This window comes from Nocardia sp. NPDC056611, assembly GCF_042792755.1.
Lineage (GTDB): Bacteria > Actinomycetota > Actinomycetes > Mycobacteriales > Mycobacteriaceae > Nocardia.
In genome coordinates this window covers 484200-502576 of the sequence record NZ_JBHTVV010000005.1, presented here as the reverse complement: position 1 = coordinate 502576, position 18377 = coordinate 484200, and the positions used below count along the sequence as shown (strand labels likewise).

Annotated in this window: 17 protein-coding genes; 5 read left to right on the top strand and 12 right to left on the bottom strand. The window is 68.6% G+C overall.

Features of this window, described 5'->3' with window-relative positions; all coding sequences use genetic code 11:
- Positions 1-56: 56 nt before the first annotated feature.
- The 3 genes from ACFRAQ_RS27840 to ACFRAQ_RS27830 all read right to left on the bottom strand — a co-directional run bounded on the left by ACFRAQ_RS27840 (position 57) and on the right by ACFRAQ_RS27830 (position 3307).
- On the bottom strand, positions 57-905 hold the full coding sequence (locus tag ACFRAQ_RS27840; RefSeq protein WP_379104771.1) for a ParA family protein: 849 nt from the start codon (positions 903-905) through the stop codon (positions 57-59).
- Positions 906-1050: 145 nt separating this feature from the next.
- The gene (locus ACFRAQ_RS27835) at positions 1051-2118 is read right to left on the bottom strand and encodes an alcohol dehydrogenase catalytic domain-containing protein (protein ID WP_379104769.1); all 1068 of its coding nucleotides are present in this window, start codon (positions 2116-2118) and stop codon (positions 1051-1053) included.
- A gap of 4 nt (positions 2119-2122) precedes the next feature.
- On the bottom strand, positions 2123-3307 hold the full coding sequence (locus ACFRAQ_RS27830) for an LLM class flavin-dependent oxidoreductase (RefSeq protein ID WP_379104766.1): 1185 nt from the start codon (positions 3305-3307) through the stop codon (positions 2123-2125).
- Positions 3308-3547: 240 nt separating this feature from the next.
- Between ACFRAQ_RS27830 and ACFRAQ_RS27825 the strand changes: the two genes are divergently transcribed.
- The 3 genes from ACFRAQ_RS27825 to ACFRAQ_RS27815 all read left to right on the top strand — a co-directional run bounded on the left by ACFRAQ_RS27825 (position 3548) and on the right by ACFRAQ_RS27815 (position 7472).
- Positions 3548-4195, top strand: a complete 648-nt coding sequence (locus ACFRAQ_RS27825) for a TetR/AcrR family transcriptional regulator (RefSeq protein WP_379104763.1) — start codon at positions 3548-3550, stop codon at positions 4193-4195.
- Between the two features lie 210 nt (positions 4196-4405).
- Positions 4406-5593, top strand: coding sequence for a lipase family protein (locus tag ACFRAQ_RS27820; RefSeq protein ID WP_379104759.1), 1188 nt, complete (start codon positions 4406-4408; stop codon positions 5591-5593).
- A gap of 193 nt (positions 5594-5786) precedes the next feature.
- Positions 5787-7472, top strand: coding sequence for an enoyl-CoA hydratase-related protein (locus ACFRAQ_RS27815; protein WP_379104757.1), 1686 nt, complete (start codon positions 5787-5789; stop codon positions 7470-7472).
- Position 7473: 1 nt separating this feature from the next.
- On the opposite strand, the gene ACFRAQ_RS27810 is transcribed toward ACFRAQ_RS27815, so the two are convergent.
- Together ACFRAQ_RS27810 and ACFRAQ_RS27805 are read right to left on the bottom strand one after the other, a co-directional pair.
- Positions 7474-7788, bottom strand: coding sequence for a DMT family transporter (locus tag ACFRAQ_RS27810; RefSeq protein WP_379104754.1), 315 nt, complete (start codon positions 7786-7788; stop codon positions 7474-7476).
- Between the two features lie 47 nt (positions 7789-7835).
- The gene (locus ACFRAQ_RS27805; RefSeq protein WP_379104751.1) at positions 7836-8171 is read right to left on the bottom strand and encodes a DMT family transporter; all 336 of its coding nucleotides are present in this window, start codon (positions 8169-8171) and stop codon (positions 7836-7838) included.
- Between the two features lie 140 nt (positions 8172-8311).
- On the opposite strand from ACFRAQ_RS27805, the gene ACFRAQ_RS27800 reads away from it, so the two are divergent.
- Positions 8312-8761 carry a MarR family winged helix-turn-helix transcriptional regulator gene (locus ACFRAQ_RS27800; protein WP_379104748.1) on the top strand — a complete coding sequence of 150 codons (450 nt, stop codon included), beginning with the start codon at positions 8312-8314 and terminating at the stop codon, positions 8759-8761.
- A 31-nt stretch (positions 8762-8792) separates the two neighbouring features.
- Here ACFRAQ_RS27800 and ACFRAQ_RS27795 read toward each other — a convergent pair whose 3' ends face one another.
- The 5 genes from ACFRAQ_RS27795 to ACFRAQ_RS27775 all read right to left on the bottom strand — a co-directional run bounded on the left by ACFRAQ_RS27795 (position 8793) and on the right by ACFRAQ_RS27775 (position 15447).
- Positions 8793-9965 (bottom strand): thiolase family protein, encoded by a 1173-nt coding sequence (locus tag ACFRAQ_RS27795; protein ID WP_379104745.1) that lies wholly within the window; start codon positions 9963-9965, stop codon positions 8793-8795.
- Positions 9965-11062 carry a chorismate-binding protein gene (locus ACFRAQ_RS27790; RefSeq protein ID WP_379104743.1) on the bottom strand — a complete coding sequence of 366 codons (1098 nt, stop codon included), beginning with the start codon at positions 11060-11062 and terminating at the stop codon, positions 9965-9967. Before ACFRAQ_RS27790 ends, ACFRAQ_RS27795 begins: the two co-directional genes overlap by 1 nt.
- Positions 11055-12227 (bottom strand): AMP-binding protein, encoded by a 1173-nt coding sequence (locus ACFRAQ_RS27785; protein ID WP_379104741.1) that lies wholly within the window; start codon positions 12225-12227, stop codon positions 11055-11057. Before ACFRAQ_RS27785 ends, ACFRAQ_RS27790 begins: the two co-directional genes overlap by 8 nt.
- The gene (menD, locus tag ACFRAQ_RS27780) at positions 12227-13915 is read right to left on the bottom strand and encodes a 2-succinyl-5-enolpyruvyl-6-hydroxy-3-cyclohexene-1-carboxylic-acid synthase (RefSeq protein ID WP_379104738.1); all 1689 of its coding nucleotides are present in this window, start codon (positions 13913-13915) and stop codon (positions 12227-12229) included. The genes ACFRAQ_RS27785 and menD overlap by 1 nt, the downstream gene beginning before the upstream one ends.
- Before the next feature lie 329 nt (positions 13916-14244).
- The gene (locus ACFRAQ_RS27775; protein WP_379104736.1) at positions 14245-15447 is read right to left on the bottom strand and encodes a cytochrome P450; all 1203 of its coding nucleotides are present in this window, start codon (positions 15445-15447) and stop codon (positions 14245-14247) included.
- 161 nt (positions 15448-15608) lie between these two features.
- Here ACFRAQ_RS27775 and ACFRAQ_RS27770 point away from each other — a divergent pair, with 161 nt between their 5' ends.
- Complete coding sequence (locus tag ACFRAQ_RS27770; protein ID WP_379104734.1) at positions 15609-16397, top strand: SDR family NAD(P)-dependent oxidoreductase; 789 nt, start codon at positions 15609-15611, stop codon at positions 16395-16397.
- Between the two features lie 12 nt (positions 16398-16409).
- Here the strand turns inward: ACFRAQ_RS27770 and ACFRAQ_RS27765 are convergent, their stop codons facing one another.
- Both ACFRAQ_RS27765 and ACFRAQ_RS27760 read right to left on the bottom strand, forming a co-directional pair.
- Positions 16410-16988 (bottom strand): TetR/AcrR family transcriptional regulator, encoded by a 579-nt coding sequence (locus tag ACFRAQ_RS27765; protein WP_379104732.1) that lies wholly within the window; start codon positions 16986-16988, stop codon positions 16410-16412.
- 64 nt (positions 16989-17052) lie between these two features.
- Positions 17053-18246: a cytochrome P450 gene (locus ACFRAQ_RS27760; RefSeq protein WP_379104730.1), complete on the bottom strand. Its 1194-nt coding sequence runs from the start codon at positions 18244-18246 to the stop codon at positions 17053-17055.
- Between the last annotated feature and the right edge of the window lie 131 nt (positions 18247-18377).

The window sequence follows — 18377 nt, the reverse complement described above, 5'->3', positions numbered from 1 at the left end:
GTGTGTGTCGTGCTCCGGAGGGGAGACCACGGCACCACCGTTATTGCACGGCCCGCCTACTGCGGAAACGGCAGCGAGGACTGGGCCGCGTCTCGGCCCGAGCGCTTGAGGAATTCGCGGGCCAGCTCGCGGTATTGCTCGGCGCCTTTGGATTTGGGGTCCAGGGTGGTGAGGGGTTCGCCGGCGATGGTGGAGTCGGGGAAGCGGACAGTGCGCGAGATCATGGTGTCGTAGAGGCGTTCGCCGAAGGTGTCGGCGACTCGGTCGAGGACCTGGCGCGAGTGCAGCAGCCGGGAGTCGAACATGGTGACCACGATTCCCGACAGTTCGAGGCGCGGGTTGAGGCGTTCGCGAACCTTTTCCATGGTGTCGTTGAGCAGGGCCAGGCCGCGCAGCGAGAAGAACTCGCACTCCATGGGGATGATGACGCCGTCGGCGCAGGCCAGGGCATTGACGGTGAGCAGGCTCAACGACGGTTGGCAGTCGATGAGGATGTAGTCGTAGCGGTCGCGGATGGGGTCCAGCACCCGGCTCACGGAGTGTTCGCGGCCGACTTCGTTGACCAGCTGGATCTCCGCGGCGGAAAGGTCGATATTGCTGGGTAGCAGATGCAGATTGGTGACGGCGGTCTTGATCAGGACATCGTCGATGGGCGGGGCGTTGCGGCCGAGTAGGTCGTAGACGGTCAGTTCCAGGTTGTGGTGGGCCACGCCGAGCGCCGCCGAGAGCGCGCCCTGCGGGTCGAGATCGACCAACAGGACCCGCAGCCCGCACTCGGCAAGCGCGGCACCTAAATTGACCGTCGAGGTGGTCTTTCCGACGCCGCCCTTCTGATTGCACAGGGCAATCACCTGGGCCTCGCCCGTACTCGCCACGTCCTCCCCAACAGCATTGTTTGCCGACATTTCGCCAGAATAACCTGTCACGTGTCGGAACTGGCGGACCCGCTCCGGGGCGCTTTGTCGCAAAATCGCTGGGCATTAGCCAATCCCGGTGTGGAGGGCCCCAACCCATGTCGCCCTCCACCCCCGGATCGGACGGACCGGCAGTTCAGCGACCCGGCAGCACCAGGATCTTCACGTGCTCCTCCGGGTCCCGCAGCGCGGTGAACGCCTCGGCTACCCCGTCGAGCCCGACGCGGCCGGTGATGATCGCCTCGGCGTCGATCTGCCCGGCCGCCAGTCGCTCCAAGGTGATCTCGTAGGCGTTCTCGTACGGCCCGTGCCCGAAATTGATGGCGATCCGCCGGAACTGGCCCACCACCGGAATGATCGGCTCGTCGGCGAACGGCGCGGCCACCACCTGGATGCGCGAATTGAACGGCATGGTCCGCATGAGGGTGCCGAGGATTCCGGCGCGCCCGCTGCATTCGAAGGCGATGAGAATGCCGGTGCCGGACTGGCCGACAACCGAATCCTGCTGTGCCACCGCCGTCATCCAGGCCGCGATCGGATCCTGCTCGTTCGGATCGACCACGATGTCCGCGCCGACGGCCCGCGCCAGCTCGCGGCGCTTGGGCGAGGGTTCGGAGGCGACCACCAGCCGCGCCCCGCGCGCCTTCGCCGCGATGATGGCCCCGAGGCCGATTGTCCCGCAGCCGATCACCAGCGCCGAGTCCTCGGGCGTCAGCCCCGACTGCTGCACATGCATCTCGCCCACGTGCAGCGGCTCGGCCAAGGTGGCGTGCTCGAGCGACAACCCGTCGGGCACATGCCGCACCCACCACGAGTCCACCACGATGCTCTCGCCGAACGCCCCGTGATAGTCGTTGGAGTAGCCGATGATCGTCGGAATCCCGGTGGCGGTCTCGGTGGCCAGCCCGATCCCGGCGACCCGGTCCCCGACCGCGAAATCGGTGACACCGGAACCGATCTCGCTGACGGTGCCCGCGTACTCGTGCCCGAGCACCACCGGCCGCTCGGTGTCGAAGGTCGCCAGCGGATACCCGCTGTCGGTGGCTACCTGCACGAATCGGCAGGGGTCCTTGGACATCGACAGGTCGCTGCCGCAGATGCCGCACGCGGCGACCGCGATGCGCAGCTGGCCGGGTCCGAGGGCGGGCGGCTCGGCCACCTCGGTGGCGGTGAACTCGCCGTTCAGAAACTGTGTGGCGCGCATGGTGTCAGGCTCCCGTCGCGGCGGCTTCGCCGTAGTAGTCGGTGTGGGCCTTGGTGATCGCGGTGACCAGCTGCCCGATCAGCAGTTCCCGGTTGTCGGCGGCGTACTGCAGGCTGTCCTCGCGGCGGCGGTTGCGATTCTTGAAGTGCGGGATCACCTCCGAGGCGAACAGCTCGTAGCTGCGCTTGGTGTCCTCCCAGCTCGCCATGTCCACGTGCAGCACGAGCATGGTGCCGAAGCCGCCCGTCTTCTCGATCAGCTTCTCGATCCGCTCGATCGCCTCGTCGGGCGTGCCGATGATGGCCTGCCCGAATTCGCCGAGGTTGTCATTGCGCCACTGGTCGATGATTCCCTTGGGCGTGTCGGCCCAGGCGGGGTTCTCGCCGGTCTGCCGGTTCACGTAGGCGGCCATGGATCCGATGCGCCGGCTCACCGCGCGCTCGGCCTCCTCGCGGGTCTCGGCCAGGAAGATCGGGTTGACCAGCCGCCACCGCGAGCGGTCGGCAATGTGCCCGTGTTCGGCGCACGCCTTCTCGTAGACGCCCCAATTGCGGTCCAGCACTTCGAATCCCATGGGCGAGCTGGCGGCCAGCGACAGCAGCGACAGCCCGTGGGTGCCGGCCAGCACCGACCCGTTGGGGGAGATGGTGGAGGCGGTGGCGACCTCGATCCCGGCCGGATCGTAGGTGGGCAGCTGGGCACGCGCGTCGCGCAGGGTGAACCAGTCGGTGGTCATATTGACGACCTCGCCGCGCAGCAGCGCCAGGATCGCCTCGAGCGCCTCGCCCTGGCGGCGGCGCTGATCGGAGGGGTTGATGCCCATCATGTGCGCGTCGAGCGGGATCTTGCCGGGCCCAGTGCCGAAGATGAGCCGTCCGCGGGTCTGCAGGTCGAGCTGGGTGATGCGGTCCACGGTGACCAGCGGGTGGTGGTAGGGCAGCGACATGACGCCGGTGCCGAAGCGCAGGCGTTCGGTGCGTTCGGCGGCCGCGGCGATGAAAACGTCGGGCGCGGGCACGATCTCGGCGCCGGTGGAGTGGTGCTCGCCCATCCAGGCCTCGTCGAAGCCGAGGTGGTCGAGGTGTTCCATGAGATCGATGTCGCGCCGCAGCTGGAGGGCCGGGTCGGCGTCAAGGGGGTGGTAGGGGGCCAGGAACGCCCCGAACTTCATCGATTCAGCGGTCCACATGCGGGATCTCCTTACCCAGTGCGCCGGGCTTCGTCGCCCGGAGCGGTTCCCCGAGTAAACCTGGATCAAGTGATCCAGAAATGTGGTCGTCCCGGTGAGTGGGCATGATTCGAAAACTGAGGTGGAAGTACTGATCGCATCTCGATAATGGGCGGTTTCAGCGTCCGGAAATCGTTCTGTCGATCCACTTGTGTACCCCGGGCTGGCGGGCCCGCCGCGCCGATGTGCGAAGCTCGTGGCGTGACCGTCCCGATGCAGAACCGCCAGGGCAATGCGACCCGCACCCGGCTGGTGAAGACCGCCGAGCGCCTGTTCGCCGCCCAGGGTGTGGACGCGGTGTCGGTCCGCGCGGTCAATGCCGCGGCCGGTCTGGGTCCGTCGTCGGTCAACTACCACTTCGGCACCAAGGACGATCTGATCGCCGCGGTGCTGCTGGATCTGGGCGCCGCGGTGCGTGACCGCATTCGCGCCAATGCCGATGCGCTGGCGGCGCGCCCCGAGCCGCCGACCGCGGAGACGCTGGTGCGCGCGGTCACCGAGCCGTATCGAGACCTGCTGCTGGCGCATCGGACTCGCGGCATGCGCTGGATCAAGATCGTCACCCAGCTCTCCCTGCTCTCGCATCCGGCGCTGACGACCGCCGAGCAGGACCTGCCCGATCAGCTGCACGTCCAGCTGCGCCGCGCCTTCCCGGCCTCGGATCCCGATCGCCTGGAAGCTCGCTGGGCCATTGCCCTCATGGGTTTCCTGCAGGCGCTCAGTCGAGCCGATGACTGGCATCCGGGTGCGACTCCACCGCCCGCGCAGGAGCTCTCCGACTTATACGAAGACCAGGTCGTTTTCCTGATCGGTGGGCTCGATCGTCTACTGAGTGGGACTGCCGGCTGACAGTTCATGCCTCGTTTATCCGTATGTCTGGACGCTGGACCAGGTTAGCTGTAGCGTCACTGTACGATTCGCGAGAGGCTTGCTGTCTGTCCTCTCCCGGTTCATGGGCGCGGCTGTGCCGCATGCCAATCCGTTGCTTGTTGGTCGACCGTTCGTTCACGTGCAGTCGGGGGCGCGAGACTCGAACGGCTGAAGTGTGAGGGAACGTCGTTGTTCGCAGTATCCGCCAGGGCGGTGGTCCTGGCCTTGAGCATCCTGACCGCGGGGGCGGTGTGCGCCCCCGTATCGGCTCAACCCCTTTATCCCACACAGGATTCCGATCCTTTCTACAACCCGCCCGCCGATCTGAGCGGTTTCGCGCCCGGTGACGTGGTCCGTACCCGTCGCATCGACCCGGGCCTGTACGTGGGCACCGACGGCTGGCAGGTCGCCTTCCGTTCCAGCAATTCCCAGGGCCAGCCGATCCTGGGCATGACCACGGTGCTGATGCCCAAGGGCGTCAAGAACCCGCCGCTGGTCTCCTATCAGGCCCTGATCAATTCCCTGGGCTCGCAGTGCAACCCGTCGCGCTCGCTGTTCAACGGCGAACTGCAGGACGGCGCGGGCGCCATGCTGCCGATCGGGCGGGGCTGGGCCATCTCGATGCCGGACTACCTGGGCCCCAATGTGGCCTACGGTGCGGCGAAGCTGAGCGGCATGGTCACCCTGGACAGTGTGAAGGCGGTCCGCAAGGTCGCCGAGCTGGGCCTGGGCAACTCGCCGGTGGCGCTGGCCGGGTACTCCGGCGGCGGCATGGCGACGGCGTGGGCCGGGGCCCTGCAGCCGGAGTACGCCCCCGATCTGAAGCTGGACGCTGTGGTGGCGGGCGGCATTCCGGCCGACCTGGAGCAGATGGCGCTGTCGCTGGGCTTCGCCCCGCACCCGGGCTTCGGCCTGGCCTTCGCCGCGGCCATGGGGCTGGAGCGCGAGTATCCGGACCGTCTGCCGATCTCGGATCAGCTCAACGAGAATGGCCTGTGGTTCCGGGAATTCACCCATGACGCCTGCCGCCGCTTCCTGTTGTTCCACGGCGCCTTCCGCAGCGCCGATCAGATGGCCGCGTCCAAGAGTCTGATGGACTCGCCGGTGGCGCACGAGGTGCTGCGGGAGAACAGCCTGCGCTATCACCCCGGCAACCCGACTGCCCCGACCTACTTCTGGCAGGGGCGTTTCGACGAGCTGACGGCCTTCGATCCGGTTGCCGAGGTGGCCGACCACTACTGCAAGTCGGGCGCGCCGGTGGTGTTCCGGCCCTTCGAGATCGCCGAGCACATGACCACGGCGGTGGCGGGTTTCCCGGACGCCTGGAACTACGTGGAGTCGCGTTTCCGCGGGGATCCGGTCCAGACCAGCTGCTGAATTCGATAACCAATTGTGTGCTGCGCCACCCTGATCGCGTCGATACGTCAGCAGGGACAGAGTGCTTCGTTTCTGAATTTCCTTTGGTAACAGCTTGATCCCGAAACTTGTCAAGCGCTGGTTCGTCCATTATTCCTAGATGGAAGTAGTTAGCTGGCTCAACGCTGAGCCGTGTTCCAAGGGGAGAAGTCCGATGCGAATCCTGCTCGTGGCCAGCGCCTTCGACAGCCTGACGCAGCGCATCCGGATCGAGCTGGCCGAGCGGGGTCATCTCATCGGGGTCGAACTGGCGCTCGGTGACGACGCGATCAGGGCCGGGGCGGCGGCCTTCGGGCCCGACCTCATCGTCGGGCTCATGCTCGCCGAACCGGTCCCGGCGGACCTGCGCGCCCGGCACGTGGTGCTGATCGTGCGGCCGGGGCCGGAAGGCGATCGCGGTCCGTCGTCACTGGATTGGGCGATCGGCACCAATGCCGCGTCGTGGAGCGTCACCGTGCAGCGCGCCGGTGACGCGTCCGGCCTGGGTCCGGTCTGGGCATCGGAATCGTTCCCGATGCGCATGTGCTCCAAGAGTGAGCTGAACCGGACCGAGGTCGCCGACGCCGCGGTAGCGGCCCTGCTGCGCGCGCTGGACCGGTTCGAACAGCACGGCGCCGCACCGATCGACCCGCGCACCGAGGTGACCGCGCCGCCGCACCCGCGCTACGCCCAGTACTTCCGACGCATCGACTGGGCTCACGACAGCACCGCGACGGTGCTACGAAAACTCCGTGCCGCCGACTCGAATCCGGGCGTGCTCGACGAGCTGTACGGCGGCGAGTACTTCCTCTACGGAGGTCATCTGGAGGACCGGCTGCGTGGCGTTCCGGGCACGGTGATCGCCACGCGCGACGGCGCGATCTGCCGCGCCACCGTCGACGGCGCGGTGTGGATCCCGCAGCTGCGGGCCCACCCGCATCCCGACGGCCCGCCGACGTTCAAACTGCCCGCCACCGACGTGCTCGGCCCCGAGTTGCTCGCCGATATTCCCGACGTGCCGGTGAGTCCTTGCGAAGCCGCTGTGCGCGTCACCTGGTCGGAACTGCGCTACTACGAATACGACGAGGTCGGCTACCTCGGATTCACCTATGCCGGTGGCGCTCTGAGCACCCGCCAGTGTGAACGCCTGCTGGCGGCCTACCGTCAGGCGTGCACCCGCGCGGTGAAGGTGCTGGTCCTCGGCCCGGCCCGAGACTTCTTCTGTAATGGCATCCAGCTCAATGTGATCGAGGCGGCCCCCGACCCCGCTGCCGAATCCTGGCGCAATATCAACGCTTTCAACGACCTCGTCGAGGCCGTCCTGACCACCACCGACAAGCTCGTGATCTCCGCGCTGCCCGGTAATGCCGCCGCCGGCGGCGTGATGCTGGCCCTGGCCGCCGATGAGGTCTGGTGCCGTGAGTCGGTGGTGCTGAACCCCCATTACCGCGTGTCGGGCCTGCGCGGTTCGAAATACTGGACCTACACCCTGCCCCGCCGGGTGGGCGCGGCGTGCGCGGATCGCCTGACTGGAGAGGCGCTCCCGATCGGCGCCCGCGCCGCCGCCGCGCTGGGCCTGGTGGATCACGCGGTGCCCGGCGATCCCGCGGAGTTCCGCACCTGGGTCCGGCACGCGGCCGCCGCCCTGGCCGCCGACCCCGACCTGCCCGCCCGCATCCACGAGAAGCAGCGCCGCCGCGCGGCCGACGAGGCGGTGAAACCGTTGGCGGCGTACCGCTCCGAGGAGCTCCAACACCTCACCGAGGAGGTGTTCGATCCCGCCTCGCCGTTCCACCGCCTGCGCCACGAGTTCGTGACCAAGTCCGGCCCGCCGAGCACCCCGGCCTACCTGCTCGGGTAGGTCAGGCGGCCAGTCGCAGCACCAGCGCCCCGGCGATGATCGACCCGAAGGCGATCACCTTGGGCGCGTTGATCTTCTCCTTGTAGATGAGCGCGCCCAGGACGACGGTGCCGATCGAGCCGAGGCCCGTCCAGATCGTGTACCCCACCCCGACATCGAGTGTGCGCAGGGCGAGACTGAGCGTGTAGATTCCCGCCGCCGCGGCGGCCAGGGTGAATACCGACGGCCACAGGCGGGTGAACCCCTTGGTGGCATTGGTGCCGAGTGCGAAGGCGACCTCGAAGACGGCGGCGATGAGCAGGTATACCCAGGACATGACGGTTTCTCCTCGAAAAGGGTGGAACGGGAAGGTGAGTCGTCGAATCAGGCGGGAGCGCCGGTGAGCTTGTCGGCGATCTTCAACCCCACGACGCCGCCGATGATGAGCACGAAGGCCAGGACCTTGGCCGGGGTGAACTCCTCGCCGAACACCGCCGCCCCGAACAGCACGGTGCCGACCGACCCGATGCCGGTCCACACCGTGTAGCCGACGCCGACGTCGAGGGATTTCAGGGCCAGGCTGAGGAAGAAGATCCCGCCCGCGGCGGCCGCCGCGGTGAGCAGGGACGGGCCCAGGACGGTGAACCCGTGGGTGGCGTTGGTCGCCAGTGCGAAGACGATCTCGAACACGGACGCGATCAGCAGATAGACCCAAGCCATGGGAGCTGCACCCTTCATGTGATTGTATGTACGTGCAAGTAAATGCTCGCGAAGAAGAGCATGCATGTACATGTAAACTTGTGTCAAGCCCCGGTGGCCGACGTCTCGTCCGGACACCGCCAGATCGAGGGAGTGAGTCGATGCCGTCGCAGGCGAAGAGCGTGAAAACCGGTGCGGACGCCCAACTCTGGAACCGCATGCTGATCCTGCACGCGCAGGTGGAGAGCCGCCTCGCGACGGCCCTGCAGCGTCGTCACGGGCTCGGACTGTCGGAGTACCGGGCGCTGAGCTTCCTCGATCAGGCCCCTGACAGCGAGCTGCGCATGCAGGAACTCGCCGACAAGCTCGGGCTCAACCAGAGTTCGGTGACCCGGCTGGTCGGCCGCCTGAACGCGGCCGACTTCACCTACCGCGACCTGTGTCCCGACGACAAGCGCGGGGTGTACACCGTGCTCGCCGACGCCGGACGCGACCGCTACCGGGAAGCCCGCACCACCTACGAGGACACCCTCGCCACGGCGTTCGCCGAGGTCGCGGCGGGCGACCCGGCGATCGCCGCGATCCTGGCCGCCGCCCGCGCCGCGCACTGAGCGGGGCACGGCGCGCGATGTGCGGGCCGCGTCAGAGTGCTTCCAGGATCATGGCATTGGCCTGACCGCCGGATTCGCACATGGTCTGCAGGCCGTAGCGACCGCCGCGTTCGTGCAGTGCGTGCACCAGGGTGGCGGTGAGCCGCACTCCGCTGGCCCCGAGCGGATGCCCGAGCGAGATCGCGCCGCCGTGGACGTTGACCCGGTCGAGGTCGGCCCCCGTTTCGCGCGCCCACGCGAGTACGACGCTGGCGTACGCCTCGTTGATCTCGATGAGATCGATGTCGTCCAGCGTCAGTCCCGTTTGCTTGAGCACCTTTTCGGTGGCGGGCACCACGGCGGTCAGCATGAGGAACGGATCGTCGCCGACCGCGATGTGGCTGCGGATCCGGGCCAGCGGGGTGAGCCCGAGTCGCTTGGCGTGTTCGCTGGTGGTGACCAGCACCGCCGCGCTGCCGTCGCCGAGCTGGCTGGCATTGCCCGCGGTGATGTGCCAGGCGATCTCAGGGAACCGCTGGGCGATGGCCTCGTTGTAGAACGACGGCGACAGCGCGCCCAGTCCGGCCGCGGAGGCGTCGAATCGGATGGTCTCGTCGCGGGCCAGGCCGTTGATCGGCGGGGTCAATTCGGCGTCGAATCCGCCCCGCTTCGTGGCCTCGGCGGCGCGGCGATGGCTCTCGAGCGCGTAGTCGTCGAGCTGGCCGCGCCCGAATCCCCAACGCGCGGTGATGAGTTCGGCGCTGATGCCCTGCCACGGCACGCCCTGCGGATAGCGTTCCAGGAACGCCGATCCGGTGAGGTTGTCCACGTCGAGCAGGCTGGTGCCCATCGGAATCCGGCTCACCGACTCCACGCCGGTGGCCACCACCAGGTCGCAGTCCCCGGCGATGACCGCGTGCGCGGCGAAGCGCAGCGCCTGCTGGCTGGCGCTGCACTGCCGGTCGATGGTGCTGGCGGGCACCGATTCCGGGAATCCGGCCGCCAGCGAGGCGCGGCGGGTGACATTGGTGGCCTGTTCGCCGACCTGGCTGACCACGCCGCCGATGACCTCGTCGATCAGCGCCGGATCGATGCCGGCCTGTTCGACCACGGCGCGCAGGCTGTGCGCCATCAGGTCCACCGGGTGCACGCCGTCGAGCGCGCCGCCTTGTTTTCCCCGTCCGATCGGCGTGCGTACCGCCGCGACGATGACCGCGTCACGCATCACGGGATCCCCAGCACCCGGCGCATGGTCGCCAGCTTGGCCGAGGTCTCGGCGAACTCGGTGTCGATCCGGCTGCGCGACACCACGCCGCCGCCGGTGCGCAGCGTGAGATCGCTGCGGTGCGAATCCAATTCGAGTCCGCGCAGCGCCATGTGGAACTCGCAGTCGCCGGCGCTGTCGATCCAGCCGACCAGGCCGCCGTAGTAGGCGCGGGCCGGTTCGTAGTCGGCGATCATCCGCCGCGATGCGGCCTGCGGCACGCCGCACACCGCGGGGGAGGGGTGCAGTGCGGCGACCAGGTCGGTCACAGGGACGTCGGCGTCGAGCAGGCGGGCGGTGATGGGAGTTCCCAAGTGCCACAGGCCCGGAGCGGTGACCAGTTCGGGATCGTCGGGATAGTCGAGGTCGGGGCAGAACGCGGACAGGCCCTTCACCATGAAGTCGACCAGGTGCCGGTGCTCGGCCAGGTACTTGTCGTCGAACAGCAGGGCGCGGGCGCGTTCGCGGTCCGCGGATTCGGGCAGCCGGGTGTCGCGCAGCACCGTTCCGGCCAGCGGCGTCATGGTGAGGGTGGCCCCGGACTTCGCGAGGAACAGCTCCGGGCTCGCGCCCATCGTGTACACGCCCGGGTGGTCGAGGTGCTCGACGAAGTAGCTGCGCGCGTTCGGGTACAGCTCGGTGATCCGATCGAACAGGGCGAGCGGATCGACCACGCCGTCGTAGAAATAGCGCTCGCAGCGCGAGATGACGATTTTCTCCAGCTCGGGCTCGGTGGCGCGCAACAGGGCCAGCGCGTCGTCGATGTGGCGCAGATAGTCCGCGATCGCGGCGTCGTTGAACTCGACGTCGGCGCGGAACTCCGGACGCGGCCCGGGACGCCGGGGGCTCCGGTCCGGCGTGGTGGTCCGCCAGCCCAGGTACAGCGAGGACTCGGCGAGCTCGGTGTCGAACGGGATCGCGCCGGCCACCACATTGCCGTACGCGCCCGCCCGCACCGCGGCCTCCGCCTCGGCGAGATTGTGATAGCAGATCAGCGGCCCGTCCAGGCCTACCGGGCCGTTCGCGCCGGCCAGGCGGAATCGCACGGGATCATGCATGGGAGTGCTCCGATTCGGTGGTGGTCAGTCGGTCGCGCACGGCGCGGCGGTCGATCTTCTGGTTCGCCAGCAACGGCAGCTCGGCGCCGAGAACGAAGCGCTTGGGCACCGCGGCCCGGCCCAGCCGCTGCCGCACGCGCTCGCGCAGCGGCTCCAGGTCGCGGTCCGGAATCGAGTGGCGCGTCACCAGATACGCGCCCACGAGCTCGCCCCACTCGCGGTCGGGCACGCCCATGACCACCGCGGACTCGATCCACGGCACGCCGGTCAGGGCCTGTTCGATCGCGACCGCGGACACCTTCACGCCGCCGGTATTGATCAGGTCGTCGACGCGGCCGGTGGGCACCAGCAGCTCCTGCGACCAGTGCCCGCGGTCCGAGGTGCGGTACCAGCGGGTGTCGCCCTCGCGGTAGAAGGGCTGCTCGCCGGTGACATCGAGATAGCCGTCGGCGACCACGCTGCCGCCGAGATGGATTATGCCGTCGATGATCTCGACCTGCACACCCCGCAACGGCGTGCCGTCGTAGACGCAGCCGCCGCATGTCTCGGTCATGCCGTAGGTGACCACGGCGTCGGTCAGCTCGCGCAGGACACGGCCGGTCTCGTCGTCGAGGCGCGCGCCGCCGATCAGGATCTTGTCGAAAACCGCCAGGGAGGTTCGGGATTCGGCGTCGGCGAGCAGCCGGGTGACCTGGGTGGGGACCAGTGAGGTGTAGCGGCGACCGGCGGGCAGACGCCGGGCCGCGGCCGCGAACGCGGCGGGATCGAAGTGGCCGCCGGGCAGCGTCGTCACCCGCGTGCCGCCGAGCGTGGCCCGCGAGATCACCTGGAAGCCGGCGACGAATCCCGCCGGCAGGCACAGCAGCCAGTCGCCCGCGCCGCCGAGCCGCTCCGAACTCGCCTGCGCCGAGGCGGACAAGGCGGTGCGGGACAACAGGGTTCGCTTCGGGACACCGCTGGAACCGGAGGTGGACAGCACCACCGCGGTGGTAGCGGGCACGGTCGGCGGAAGCCCCTGTGCCTGCACGGGATCGGTGATCGGGGCGATGGCCTCGCCACCGCGGTACGCGAGCTCGATGGCGCGGCGGATGGTGTCGACCGCGGCGTCGGGATCGTCGGGGACGAGCAGGGGAATCAGTGGTATGGCGTCGGACGGGTCTGGCATCAGGAGTGCAGCTCCAGCTCGAGATTCAGTGCCGAGACGGCGGTCGCGTCGAACGCGGCCTCCACCGCCTGGCGGGTGCGAGCGTGCACATCACGCAGATCGGTTCGGGCGACCGGGATTTCGAGCACCGACAGGCGATCGGACCGGCGGGCGCGGCCCAGTGACGCGGCCAGGTCGTCGATCTCGACCGTGGCGTGCGCGACGTCGTAGGCGCGGCACAGGTGCGCGATGTCGATGTTCTGCGGTGTCCCGTAGATCCGTTCGAAGGTGTCGCCGTAGGGCTCGCGCTTGTAGCGGGCGTCGCCCTGCTCCAGCAGTTCGAAGATGCCGCCGCCGGCGTCGTTGGACACCACGATGGTCAGGTTCGCGGGCATGCGTTCCAGCCGCCCGGTCTGCAATCCGGACGCGTCGTAGGCGAAGGTCAGGTCGCCCAGCAGTGCGACGACCTGCCGGTCGGGGCGGGCCAGCGCGGCTCCGGTCGCGGCACTGACGTTTCCGTCGATACCCGCGACGCCGCGATTGGACAGCACGTCCACGCCCGGCGGGATCAGGCCGGTCAGCGAGACGTCGCGAATCGGGTTGGACGCGCCGAGCCACAGCAGGTCGCCGGGGCGCAGGGCCCCGAGCACCGCGTGCGCCACACCGACGCCGGTGCGGCGGTTGGCGGGCTCGGTCATCGTCCGCGACCAGGCGTCGCGCACGGTCTCGTCGGCGTGTTCGAGTTCCTCGATCCAGTCCGGCGCCGGATCACCGGTGCAGCGCGGATTCCGGGACAGCAGCTCGATATCCGGTGCGGCGTAGAGCCAGTCGCCGCCCCCGGCGACGAGTACGGTGCGCACGCCCGGCCGGGCCAGCAGGCGGCCGACATTGCGATGCAGGGTCGGACGGCCGTAGACCACGACCTGCTCGGGCCGCACCTGGTCGAGAACCCAGGGGTGCAGGCGTTTCCGGTCGCCGACCGCCACGGTCGGCTCGGCCATCACCGGCAGCGGCGGCAGCGCGGCCGGGTCCGCACCGTCACCGGCGATGAGCAGGGTGGGCCGGCGCAGGTCGAGCTCGACCGTATCCGGGTGCGCCGCACCCGGGATCTCGGGCATGGCGATCCACGGGACGCCGCCGGGACGTCCTGCGGGAGAAGAGGTTTCGGGCTGCGGTGGCAGGCCGGACGACAGCGGTACGTCGATCTGAACCGGGCCCGGGCGGCCGATCAGTTTGCCGGTTCCGATACCCAGTGTGCGGCAAACCTGTGACCGCAGTACGCCATTCGCGGTCGCGTCGACCGGGCCGCCGGACCAGGTCTGCTGCACGTGACGCGTCTGCGAGGCGAGCAGCGCGGGCTGGTCCACCGTCTGCGACGCGCCGGTGCCCAGCACGTCGGGCGGGCGATTCGCGGTCACCAGCACCAGTGGCAGGTCCGAGTAGTTGGCCTCGGTGACCGCGGGTAGCAGGTTCGACACCGCGGTGCCGGAGGTGGTCACCACGACCGCCGGACGGCCGGTCGCCTTCGTGATGCCCAGTGCCACAAAGGCTGCCGAGCGTTCGTCCAGCCGGACCTGGAATTCGATCTCCCCGGCCCGGGCGCGCCGCGCCAATTCGAAGCCGATCGGACCGTTCCGAGACCCGGGGCAATACACGAACCATTGCACGCCATTGCGAATGAGTTCATCGATGACTACGGCCGAGATCACCGATGGCATAGTGTATTTCCAAACTGAAATGATGTCATTCCGCGCAAATGCGAAACCCATTGAAAAATAGTCACAAATCAATCCCGACAGCGCGTCCCCGACAATTGTTCGCTGTTGGTCATCTGACCCGCAACGTCATGGCAACACGCTATCGGGACCTGGCTGATGCTGTCAATGTGAGCCGTCACTCTCAACAGCCTTGCAGCTCAGAGCGATTCAGTCACGGTGCGGCGGTGTGATCTGGGTGGGTGGACAGACTGGTCTGTCAATGCCGTTGTCGCGCTGCGATAAGTCGGATTTATCGTATTGGGCAGCGTGTATTCAGGTGGCTACCAGGCCACCGGAAGCGCCTTCGGGCCACGCAGCAGCATGCCTTTCTTCCATTCGACGGCGTCCGCCGGGACCGCCAGGCGCAATTGCGGATATCGGTGTAACATCGCGGTGAGCGTGACATCCAGTTCGAGGCGGGCCAGCTGCGCGCCGACGCAGTGATGGAATCCGTGGCCGAAAGTCAAGTGTGAGTTGTGATGCCGGGTCAGATCCAGGGTGCCGGGATCGGGAAACACCATCTCGTCGCGGTTGGCGGCCTGCAGATCGACGAAGACCGATTCCCCCGCGCGGATCACCGTGCCCGAGAGTTCGATGTCCTCGGTGGCGATGCGGGGGAACGCGCCGCCGTTGCCGACCTGGATGTAGCGCAGCAGCTCCTCGATGGCGGTCGGGACCAGCCCGGGATCGGCGTGCAGCCGGTCCCATTCGCCCGGTTCGGTGAGCAGCACGTAGGTGAAGTTGGCGATCTGGTTCGCCGTGGTCTCGTGCCCGGCGACCAGCAGGGTGATGCCGAGGGTGATCAGCTCCTCCTCGCTGAGCCGATCCTCGTTGTCCCGAGCCGCCACCAGCGCGCCGAGCAGGTCGTCAGCCGGTCGCTCGCGGCGTACGGCGATCTGCTCGGTCAGATACCCCGCGACGGCGGCATACGCCATCGCGCGCTCCATGTCGGTGACCGCGGTGGTGGACATGATCGCGTCGGAGAAATCGCGGAAGCGATGCTGGTCTTGCGGTGGGACGCCGAGCATTTCGCAGATGACGGTGACCGGCAGCGGCAATGCCAGCGCCTCGACGAGATCGGCGGGCGAGCCCGCGGCCTCCATGGCGGAGAGCAGCTCGTCGACGATGCGTTCGGCGCGCGGGCGCAGCTGCTGGACCCGGCGCGAGGTGAACGCGGTCATGGTGAGTTTGCGGAGCCGGGTCAGCTCCGGTGGGTCCATGCTGGTCGGAATGTTCGGCAGCGCAGGCGTTTCCCGCACCCGTGGCACATCCATTCGGCCCACCGTGGCGGCGCGGCTGAAGCGGGGGTCGCTGAGCACCGAGCGCACATCCGCGTAACGGGTGACGAGCCAGGCCTCGCCGCCATACGGCAGCAGGATGCGCGAAATCGGTTCCTCGCGTTGGAGTTTCGCCACGAGCGGCGGTGGATCGAGCCGGACCGGCTCCCCGAACGGGTAGGGGCGGGCTTCGGTGTGTGTGGTCACGCGGTACTCCCTGTTTTTGGGACGTGACCTTAGTTGTCCGCGCAGCCTCACGCCTCGCCGAACGACGTCTCGCTGTGCGTTCGGCTTCGGCCGCACCCATAGACTCGGCCACGGCGCGAGCCACGCCCGCGCGGTCGTCCCCCTGCGAAGGAGTGTCGCTCGTGAACATCGATCTGACCGGCAGAACCGCACTCGTCACCGGCTCCACCCAGGGCATCGGGCTGGCCATCGCCGCCGGACTGGCCCGCAGCGGAGCGCGCGTCGCCGTCAACGGCCGCACCGCCGACCGGGTCGAATCCGCGGTCGCCGAACTGCGGCTCACCGGGGCCGACGCGCACGGCGTCACCGCCGACGTCGCCACCGCCGAGGGCGTGGATCGACTGCTGAACGAATTGCCCGCCGTCGACATCCTGGTGAACAACCTCGGGATCTTCGGGGCCGTGCCCGCGCGGGAGATCACCGATGCGCAGTGGCGCACCTACTTCGAGGTCAATGTGCTGGCCGCGGCCCGGCTGATCCGCACCTATCTGCCGGGCATGATCGACCGGGGCTGGGGTCGCGCGCTGCAGATCGCCAGCGACTCGGCCATCGTGATTCCCGAGGAGATGATCCACTACGGCGTGTCCAAGACGGCGCTGCTGGCGCTGTCCCGCGGATTCGCGAAAGACGCAGCCGGAACCGGGGTTACGGTCAACTCGGTCATTGCCGGGCCGACGCACACCGCCGGGGTGGAGGACTTCGTCTACCAGCTGGTGGACCCCGCGCTGCCGTGGGATCAAGCGCAGCGGGAGTTCATGCGCGCCCACCGGCCGCAATCACTGATCCAGCGACTCATCGAGCCCGAGGAGATCGCGAACATGGTGGTCTATCTCAGCTCCCCGTTCGCCTCGGCCACCACGGGTGGTGCACTGCGGGTCGACGGCGGCTATGTCGACTCGATCCTGCCGTAGACCGCGCGCCCGCTAGCCCGACAGCGCCGCGAGGTACGGGGCCACCAGCTCCCGCGCCCGCGCGTCGACCACCGTCGGTTCGGTGCCCGCCTCGACCATCCGGGTCGCGGCGTGCACGATCGCGTTCACCAGCTCGGCCGTCAGCTCCGGATCGGCCGCGCCCAGCTCCTCCAGCGCGGCCGTGAGCGGTGTGGTGAGCCCGTCGTGCAACTGCCGTGCGCGCCCGGCCATATCGTTGTTCGGCAGGGCGGACGCGAGCGCCCGCGCCACGGCGTGCTCGCCCTCCACCACGAGATCGATATTGGCGGTGATGTATTCGAGCACCCGCGCCGCCGGGTTCGCGGCCCGGCCCATCTGCTCGGCGATGCGCGCACTCCAGCGCGGGAACGCGTCCTCCAGTACCGCGATCAGCAGGTCGTCGCGCGACTTGAAGTACTGGTAGACGCTGGGCCGCGCGAGCCCGGTCCGTGTCGCGACCTCGGTCAGCGTGGGCACCTGCCCGGCCGTCAGCACATCGCGCGCGGCGTCGAGCAGCGCGCGCCGCTGGGCCGCGTGGTGTTCGGCGACGGTCGCCGCCCGGATCTTCGGCACAGCGCCGGGTCCTCCTCGCCGGATCGGGTGAATGGTCCCGACAGTGTCCCATCCACCCGATCGGTCAGCGGCAGGTGACCGGCAGTTCGCTGAGACCGTGGATGACCAGGCTCGGCCGCCACCGCAACCGCTCGCGCTCGGTGACGGTGAGTGCGGGGAACCGCGCGAGCAGCCGGGCCACGGCGATATCGGCCTCGAGCCGCGCCAGCGGCGCGCCCAGGCAGAAGTGGGCTCCATAGCCGAAGGCGATGTGGTGATTGTCGATTCGGTCGGCGTGAAAGGTGTGCGGCTCGTCGAAGCGGGTGTGGTCGCGATTGCCCGCGCCGAGGGACACCATGACCAACTCCCCGGGCTCGATGCGGACCTCACCGAGGGTGAGCGGCGCCGTCGTGTAGCGGAAGGTGGCGATATTGACCGGGCTGTGGAACCGCAGGACCTCCTCCCGGAAAGTCTTGGCGGCCACCGGATCCGTGGCGATCCGGGTCCGGGCTCCGGGATCGTCGGGCAGTTCGAGAACACAGCCGCCGATGAGGTTCACCGTCGTCTCGTGTCCGGCGATGAGCAGCAGCAGGGCATTGGACCGAAGCTCGTCGGAAGTGAGCCGGTCGCCTTCCGCGGTGGCGCGGATCAATGCCGACAGCACATCGGTCCCGCCATCGGCCCGGTGCCCGGCGATCAGATCGTCGAGGTATTTCGCCAATTGGGCGTTGGCATCGGCCTTCGACTCGTGACTCCGCGCACTGACCAGTTCGCTCGACCAGCGCTGGAAGTCGGTGCGGTCGGCGGCGGGCACGCCGAGCAGTTCGCAGATGACGGTGATCGGCAGCGGGAAGGCGAACTCCCGCAGCAGATCCACCGTCGTGCCGGGCGTGATGGCATCGAGCAACTCGTCGGCGATCGCGGTGATCCGCGGCGCCAGGGCGGCGACGGCGGCCGGGGTGAACGCCCGATCGACCAGCTTGCGCATCCGGGTGTGGTGCGGCGGATCGGCATTGAGCATGTGCCGGCTGTTGCCCGGATCCGCGACGGTCGCACCCGCCACCAACCGATTGTCGTCGGCCACCGCGTGCAGGTTCTTACTGACCGTCGGGTCGCTCAGCACCTGCCGCGCGGTGGCGTAATCCGTGACGAGCCAACCGATCACGCCGTGCGGGAACCGCACGTGATGGACCGGCCCGAGCTCGCGTAGCCGCTCGTAGGTCGCGTGCGGGTCCTGGAAGAACTCATCGGTCAACACGATCGGCCGCTCGTCGATCAAGACAACCCCCGGAGGTGAATGCGTCCGCAGCGGAGAACCGGTCCGCGACAGGGACGGACCTGTGACACAGGATAGGCGCTGGTCGGCCGTCCCGTCGGCGGTTGTGGCGCGTTGCGGCGGGAATCGGAGGC